We start from the raw sequence: 8751 nt of genomic DNA, 5'->3' as shown, positions 1-8751 counted from the left end.
CAACTTGCCACAGCATCGCTATGTCCGTCCTGCTCCTCAACCTGAGAAAGATTGAGAAGCTGAGGGCGGAGATGTTATCGTTGCTTTTCCGAAGTTTGAAAGTTGCATTTATTCAGTAGACATTAGTATAGATTGCAAGTGTTCGGTTTTACTTCCGGAGAGTTTATCTCCATTGGTGAGTAATGACCAGCGCAGCTTCTTCAGTTGGCTGTATTCCTGCTTTTCAGCATTAGCGGTTTGTTTTAGAGATTTCAAAGTTTCCTTGTCGGTATCATCCGGGATATCGGCAAGGATTTCTTTTGCTTTGGTTTTGTGTTTTCGAGCCTCGTCCAGACGAACGACGCCGAGAACATTGGTAACATTTCTTAATGGAGCAAATATCTGTAAAAATGTGGAAAATACTGTCATGCCGAACGCTGACTTGACAATAAACAGCTTTCCCAACTGACGAGAACCGACAGCCAAAAACGGAATATTAAAGACAATCGTCAAAATGCCAAGTGGTATATGAGCAAGACTGTTAATCATAATACCGATACCTACAACTCCGCCGTCAAGAATCGTACACGGCACCAAGAATTCTTCTATAGCAAAAGCGGCAATAACAGCTCCAAAAGCAATGCCTATACAATCCAGTATCAGGGCAACTCGTTTACTGCCCACTATACGGTAAAAAATATTTATCATGATATCTCTCCATTTATTGTCAGAAAATGATATATTCTCATCGAGCCGACGATGAATATTTTTTGCTGCCCAATCTCATTTTGAAGTCATAATAATCAAAATCCGTAATCTGACGGCACATTCTGTTTTCATTCAGTCGGAAAATGTTCGGCAAGGGCATACCGTTGAATGTGTTGTTCTTACAAGTAGAGTAAATTGCCATATCTCCGAACAGCAACATATCACCGATATGCAAATCTTTACCAAAATAATAGTCGCCGATAACATCACCCGCAAGACAGGTAGGACAGGTAAGACGGTAACAATGTGCCGATTTTTCTGCCATAGCACCATACAACGGCGGTGTATAGGGCATTTCGATAACGTCAGGCATATGACAGCTGGCACTGACATCAAGTATGGCATTGCAGATATCTCCGCTTTGCACAATATCCAGTACTCTTGTCGCAAGATATCCCGCATTCAGAGCAACTGCCTCACCCGGTTCAAGATAAACCTGCACATTCCATTTTTTCTGTACATCGGTAATACACCGTTCCAGTAAAGAAATAGCATAATCCCATCGGGTAATGTGATGTCCTCCGCCCATATTGAGCCACTTCATTTTGGGCAGAATATCCCCGAACCTGTTTTCTACAGCGGTTACCGTTCTGACTAAATCGTCAGCGTTCTGTTCACATAATGTATGAAAATGCAGACCGTCCAGTAAAGCCACAAGTTCAGAAGTCATTTCTGTATCCCACTGACAGCGTGTTGTTCCCAGACGACTGCCATATGCACAAGGGTCATATATCCCGTGTCCGTCCTGTGTGGAAAATTCAGGATTAATTCTTAACCCGATACTTTTTCCTTTTTCCTTTGCCGAAAAGCCGAACTTTTTCAGCTGATGAGGGGAATTAAAAACAATGTGGTCGGCATATTGCAACAGTTCGTCAAATTCGTCTTCACGGTAAGCTCCGCAAAAAACATGGACTTCTTTATCAGGCATTTCTTCATAACCCAGTCTTGCTTCAAAAAGACCGCTTGCTTCTGTTCCCGACAGATATTCCGCCAATAAAGGATAAAAATTATAATTGGAAAAGGCTTTCTGTGCCAGCAATATTTTACAGCCCGTGTTTTCTGCTACCTTACAGAGAATTTCACCGTTTTTCCGCAACTGTACCTCGTCAATAATATAACACGGGGTCTTTAAAGCGGAAAATAAAGTTATAGGGTCTTCTCCGTCCAGTGCCGAAAACACCTTACGGCTATCTGCTAAATATTCAGACAATACTTTCTCCTCCGTCAGTCAACTATTTCGGGACTGTGATTTTCTCTGTAAGGCAGACCGTACTGACAAAGTGCTTCCAGAAACGGGTCGGGGTCAAATTCTTCCACAGTATGCACACCTGTCATATTCCATTTTCCGCTGAGCAACATCAAAGCACCGCACATGGCTGGAACACCTGTGGTATAACTTATTGCCTGACTGCCGACTTCCTGATAACATTCCTGATGGTCACAGACATTATAAATGGAATAAATCTTTTTCCTGCCGTCTTTCTTTCCTGTGAAAATACAGCCGATATTGGTTTTGCCGTGAGTTCTTTCACCCAGTGTTGCGGGGTCGGGCAATAAGGCTTTCAGAAATTTTATGGGAACGATTTCCTTACCCTCAAAAAGCACAGGTGTTGTGGATAACATACCCACATTTTCCAGACATTTCATATGGGTAAGATAACTCTGTCCGAAAGTCATAAAGAAACGGATTCTCTGTACATCGGGAATGTTCTCGGCAAGGGATTCAATTTCTTCATGATGTAAAAGGTACATATCCTTTTTGCCTACACTGTCAAAATCATATTCCCGTCTGATACTCATTGGCGGAATTTCTACCCAGTGTCCGTTTTCCCAGTAACTTCCGGGGGCGGAAACTTCACGCAGATTGACTTCGGGATTGAAGTTTGTCGCAAACGGATAACCATGGTCACCGCCGTTACAGTCTAAAATATCAATGGTATCAATGGTATCAAATTCATGTTTCAAGGCATAGGCACAATATGCCTGTGTTACACCGGGGTCGAAACCGCAGCCCAGTAAAGCGGTAAGTCCTGCTTTCTCAAATTTTTCACGATAATTCCACTGCCAGCTGTAATCAAAATAAGCGGAAAATCCTTTTTCCTGACAACGCTTTTCGTAAACGGCACGCCATTCGGGGTCGTCTGTATCTTCGGGTTCATAATTGGCGGTATCCATATAGTTGACTTTGCAGGCAAGACAAGCGTCCATAATGGTAAGATCCTGATAGGGTAAAGCGATATTCATTACCAAATCGGGCTTATAGTCATTGATAAGATGGATAACCTGCTGAACGTCATCGGCATCAACCTGTGCAGTGGTAATTCTGGTTTTTGTTTTTTTGGAAAGTTTTTCGGCAAGACTGTCGCATTTTGCCTTGGTTCGGCTGGCAATACACAGTTCCTGAAATACTTCACTCGCCTGACAACACTTCTGTATTGCAACAGACGCTACTCCCCCACAACCTATTACTAAAACTCTGCTCATATTAACATAATCTCCTTTATTCTGAATATCAGTGACTGACAGCCAACAGCAATTCCCGCAGAACTTTACAGGCAACTGCTGTTGATACACCGCTACTGTCTAACATAGGGGCTAACTCATTGATATCTGCTCCCACAATGTTGGTTCTGCTGACTTTGATTAACGCTGTCAGCAACTGACTGAACGGTACACCGCCTGCTTCGGGTGTACCTGTTCCCGAAAAAACTGACGGGTCTAAACAGTCCAAATCAATCGTAAAATAGACGGGTATCTGTGACTGTTGCAAATATTCCACCACTTCGTCAAGACCGTCAAAAGAAAACAAATGAATATCTGTATGTTTTTCGGCAAAGACAAATTCCGCTTTTTCTCCGCTTCTTATACAGAACTGATGAATTCTGTTATCGCCCAACAAATCATGACAGCGTCGCATGACACAGGCATGACTTAATTCTGCTCCTAAATAATCGTTGCGTAAATCAGCGTGTGCATCAAAATGGATAATGTGCAAATCAGGATATTTTCGGTATACTGCTCTCACACTACCCAGTGTTACCAAATGTTCTCCGCCTATCATAACAGGCAGTTTGTTATCTTTTAGAATCTCTGACGCACGGTCTTCAATATCCTGCAAAGCCAGTTCCGCTTTTCCGAAACATAATTCCAAATCACCGCTGTCAAATATACGGCAGTCTGTCAAATCCTTGTTCTGATAAGGACTGAATGTTTCCAGTCCGAAACTTTCGTGCCGTATTGCCGAACAACCAAACCTTGCTCCCGGACGAAAACTGGTTGTCGAATCAAACGGCGTTCCGAAAAGAACAATATCGGCATTTTCATAATCACTGTCACAGCCGATAAAACTTTCAATATTGGGTTTCAGCATGACTGTTCCACCTCCTCCAACATTCTCTCTAAAAATGCGGGCAGATAAAAAGACCCGATATGCAGTTTTGTGGTATAATACTGGGTTGTCAGATGAAGTGCCAGCCATTTTTCCACATTCAAATCGTCAATAGGGTGATACTTTTTGCTGGCAAACCCGAAAAGCCAGTATCCTGCCGCATAGGTGGGAATATGTGCCTGATAGACCCTGCTGACAGGAAATGTGCTGGCAATTCTTTTATGACTTCTTTTCATTGCTTCTGCATCGTGTTTATAAAACGGACTTCCCTGCTGATTTACCATAATACCGTCACTTTTCAGAGCATTGTAACAGATACCATAAAATTCTCTGGTAAAAAAGCCTTCTGAGGGGCCGAAAGGGTCGGGAGAGTCCACAATAATCAAATCATATTCTTCCTTACAACGGCGGATAAACCGCAGGGCATTGTCAAAATAAATATTGACACGGCTGTCGTTGAGCTGACTGGAATTTTCAGGCAGATATTTTCGGCAAGCGTCAAGAACCAATGGATCCATTTCCACAAGGTCTATGCGTTCTACCGTTTTATACCGTGTCAGCTGTCCCACAACACCGCCATCGCCCACACCGATAATCAGAATATCTCTGATATTCGGGTGAACCGACATAGGAACATGAGTAATCATTTCGTCATAGATGAACTCATCACGTTCTGTCAGCATAACATTGCCGTCCAGAGCAAGAACACGTCCGAACTCAAAGGTTTCAAAAATATCAATCTGCTGATAGTCACTTGTTTCCGAATAAAGATGTCGTTTTACTTTGATACTGTGCTTGACATCGGGAGCATGAAACTCACTGAACCATAATTCCATAAAAACACTCCTTACACCAAAACATTCAGATTTAAGATATCAGGGTCTTCAGGTCCTGTCATGGAACAGCCCTTTAATTTGGCATATTCAATATAGTCAAGAATTTCGGGCGTAATGCGTTCTCCCGGGGCTAAAATCGGAATACCGGGAGGATAGCACATGACAAATTCACTGCATATACAACCAACACTTTCTCTGAGAGGAACACTGTGCTTTTTGGCATAAAAGGCTTCCTGCGGACTGGTTACCACTTCGGGGTCGATATATTCCTGACTGAGCAGACCACTGCTGTCTTTCTGATATCTGCGTCTTATCTCTGCCAATGCACTTACCAGTCTTTCCAGTTCCTGTCTGCGGTCGCCTATGGAAAGATATGCCAGTATATTGCCGATATCACCGAATTCTATCTGAATATCGTATTCATCACGCAGAATGTCATAGACTTCAATGCCTGCCAGACCGATATCTCTGGTATGAACACTCAGTTTTGTCGGGTCAAAGTCAAAAACGGAATTACCGTTGATGAGTTCTTTTCCGAAAGCGTAATAGCCTCCTATGGCATTGATTTCCTCACGGGCATATTCCGCCATATTTACTACTTTGGCAAAGACTTTCCTGCCACGCAGTACTAAATTACGTCTGCTGATATCCAGACTGGACATCAGTAAATAACTTCCTGATGTTGTCTGTGTCAGGTTGATAATCTGACGGACGTGTCCTGCATTGACATTCTTTCCCATCAGCAAAAGACTGGACTGTGTAAGACTTCCTCCGCTTTTGTGCATGGAAACAGAAGCCATATCTGCTCCCGCTTTCATCGCAGATATCGGCATATTTTCACCAAAATAGAAATGTGTTCCGTGTGCTTCATCAGCAAGACAATACATACCTGCCTTGTGTGCCATGGCAACAATCGCTTTCATATCACTGCATATTCCGTAATAGGTGGGATTGTTGACTAAAACCGCAACCGCATCGGGATTTTCTTCAATCGCTTTGGCTACCTGTTCCCTTTTCATACCAAGAGATATTCCTAACTTTGTATCCACTTCGGGATTGACATAAACAGGAATTGCACCGCAAAGCACCAACGCATTAATCACACTGCGGTGAACATTCCGTGGCAGTATGATTTTATCGCCACGCTTACAGACCGATAACACCATACTCTGTACGGAACTGGTTGTTCCGCCTACCATCAGAAAAGCATGATAAGCACCGAATGCGTCCGCACAAAGCAGTTCTGCCTCTTTGATGACAGAAACAGGGTGACAAAGGTTATCCAGCGGTTTCATGCTGTTGACATCAATACTTACACATTGTTTTCCCAGAAATTCAGTCAGTTCAGGATTTCCCCTGCCGTGTTTGTGTCCGGGAACATCGAACGGCACAACACGCATCTTACGAAAATTTTCCAGTGCCTCATAAATAGGGGCATGATTTTGATTAAGTTTTCTTTCTTCTCCCATAATAAACCTCAGCACAAAAAAACGCAAACTGACCCAACAGACAGCTTGCGTAAATTTTTCGGTGATATTCGTGATTGCCATAAATACCCGAAAAAATTCTTTTTCGGAAAACCGATAACCACACATCATCAGATAAAAGGGTACGCAGAGCCTATATAGCAACAAATACTTTTACTACTCTTATTGACCGTTTCATAAGTCTGTATAACAGGATATTCTGCATTGATTATCCGACAACCGACTTATCAAAACGAAAGTATAAAATCAATAAAGTGGATAAACCCACCAATCGGCAGTGAACCCGGCTGTCCGTATGCCTTAACTCTTTAATGAGTGGTTCGTAAAAATCGCTTTGGAGGGACTCTGAAACTCAAACCCCTTCTCACAATGATTGATTATATAATATATTCCGTATTTTTTCAAGATATTTTTTGAAATTACTGTTTGATTTAGTATTTAAAATTGCCAAAATTCTACCATAAATCCTACATCTGTCAAGAGCCATAAACTGACTATTTCCGTAGAGGATAAGCCATTTCTTTTGTTCCGGTTGTTCCATTTGGCGTAAGTTTTGGCGTAAGTGGCGTAAGGTCTTTTATTTTGAGTATGGTAAATAGTGTGAAAACAATTCCAACTCAGCGATAGAAAAAAAGGGCGCAGCAAAGCAAGCCCACCACCTAGAGAGGAAAAATCAACTTGCCAATGGCTGAAGAGAGATAGAATTCTCAGCAACAAGTCCCAGTGACACAAGAAGCTTTACAGCGTCTTTAGCCGCAGAAAGAGTTTGTTTTTTCTTCAACTCTTCCGGCATATCAAATTTCAGAATATCACTCGGATTAAAGACTTCGCCGGTGGAGAACATTGCAAAAATAGAAGTGAGCATCATTCTTGCTATGGCAATAATGGCACGCTTTTTACCGCGGCGCTGCATAATACGTCCGTACTTAATTCTAAAATACGGATTTGCTGCAGTTGCCTTTACGGCGGCGTGAGCCGCTTCAACCAAAGCGGGTTTTAGATAAACACCCGCACGTGAAATCTTAACGGATTTCTTTTTACCCGCAGATTGGTTTCTTCCAGGAGAAAGCCCTGCCCAATTGCAGAGACGTTTGGAAGAACCAAACTGTGACATATCGGTACCAATTTCCGAAATAATCGTTATGGCAAGGCGACGGTCAATTCCGGGAATCGTACACAGAAGCGAAATGGCTCCTTCGTACTCGGAAACAAGTCTGCCGATTACTTCGTCAACTTGAGCAATACGATTGTCAATATCGGCGAAATGACCTTGAATGATGCGAGCCCTTTCCTTCTGTTCAGCCGTCATATTGAAGCCTTCTACTGCGTTAATAATCTCTTCGGATTTCTTTTTAAGACTACCGCGAAGCAGAGAAACGCAGTGGTTAGGGTCAACGGAGTCGGATTCAAGCAGATAGTTTTCAATATCGGTCGCGGATTTGCCAAACATATCAGAGACAACTGCGTCCAGCGTCAAATTACACACGGTGAAAGCGTTTTGAAAACGGCACTTCTCACTGGAACGCATGGACACGAGCTTGCTGCGATAGCGCGTAAATTCACGCAGAACGCGAATATCCTTTTCGGGTATATAGCTGCTTGGAACCAGACCCATACGGAACAAATCGCCGATCCATTTTGAATCCTTCTTGTCATCTTTGTTGCCCTTAACAGCAGAAACCCATTTGGGGTTTGCGATGACAACATGGATGGAATCTTCAAGAGCGTTCCAAACGGGCACCCAATACTTGCCTGTGCTCTCCATACAAACGTCCTTGCAGTTGTTGTCAAGGAGCCATTGCTTGAATTCAAGCAAGCCTCTGTAGAAAGTGGAGAAGCGTTTTTGCTTGTATTTGGGTGATTCAAAATCACTTGTGATGATTGTGGCAACGAGAAAGGTTTTGTGAACATCGACGCCACAACAGATTGGATATGTGAGTTTCATAACTGCACTCCTTTCGTAATAGTAGAGAAAGGCAGTGACTGAGCCACCACACATTAAACTACCAGAATTTAAACAATTCTTAGTGTGCGGACTCGATGGACTTACTTATCTGTGCTTGAAAGGTGACTCTTACACTGATTAATATACTGTCTTACAGACGTAGAGCTGAGAACAACTCACCCTACCGTGCTTTGTAGTGTGCCTTCCTTCAAGTACAGTATAACAGAAAACGGGAAATTTTGCGGCTTCCGTTTTCATCTCTATTTGTGCCGGTGCCGCACCGGCATGTGGATTAATATGAATAAGCTATTAGCGATTCTATTGACAGGTGCTCTGGCCGCAGCGATG

Annotated in this window: 7 protein-coding genes; all 7 read right to left on the bottom strand. The window is 42.9% G+C overall.

Annotated elements, in window-relative coordinates; translation table 11 throughout:
• Window positions 1–108 precede the first annotated feature (108 nt).
• Window positions 109–687 carry a YitT family protein gene (locus tag JKK62_RS16970; RefSeq protein ID WP_201428952.1) on the bottom strand — a complete coding sequence of 193 codons (579 nt, stop codon included), beginning with the start codon at window positions 685–687 and terminating at the stop codon, window positions 109–111.
• Between the two features lie 37 nt (window positions 688–724).
• Window positions 725–1957: a carboxynorspermidine decarboxylase gene (locus JKK62_RS16965; RefSeq protein WP_436286320.1), complete on the bottom strand. Its 1233-nt coding sequence runs from the start codon at window positions 1955–1957 to the stop codon at window positions 725–727.
• A 14-nt stretch (window positions 1958–1971) separates the two neighbouring features.
• Window positions 1972–3231: a saccharopine dehydrogenase family protein gene (locus JKK62_RS16960; protein ID WP_092970585.1), complete on the bottom strand. Its 1260-nt coding sequence runs from the start codon at window positions 3229–3231 to the stop codon at window positions 1972–1974.
• A 28-nt stretch (window positions 3232–3259) separates the two neighbouring features.
• Complete coding sequence (speB, locus tag JKK62_RS16955) at window positions 3260–4117, bottom strand: agmatinase (RefSeq protein ID WP_201428951.1); 858 nt, start codon at window positions 4115–4117, stop codon at window positions 3260–3262.
• Window positions 4111–4971, bottom strand: coding sequence for a polyamine aminopropyltransferase (speE, locus tag JKK62_RS16950; protein WP_201428950.1), 861 nt, complete (start codon window positions 4969–4971; stop codon window positions 4111–4113). Before speE ends, speB begins: the two co-directional genes overlap by 7 nt.
• An 11-nt stretch (window positions 4972–4982) precedes the next feature.
• On the bottom strand, window positions 4983–6440 hold the full coding sequence (locus JKK62_RS16945; RefSeq protein WP_092970597.1) for an aminotransferase class I/II-fold pyridoxal phosphate-dependent enzyme: 1458 nt from the start codon (window positions 6438–6440) through the stop codon (window positions 4983–4985).
• Between the two features lie 691 nt (window positions 6441–7131).
• Entirely contained in the window at window positions 7132–8403 is a 1272-nt protein-coding gene (locus tag JKK62_RS16940; RefSeq protein ID WP_201428949.1) for an IS110 family RNA-guided transposase, read from the bottom strand.
• Window positions 8404–8751 lie beyond the last annotated feature (348 nt).

Source organism: Ruminococcus difficilis (assembly GCF_016680995.1).
Note: the sequence above shows the minus strand (reverse complement) of the source record. Positions and strands in the feature narration are given on the sequence as shown.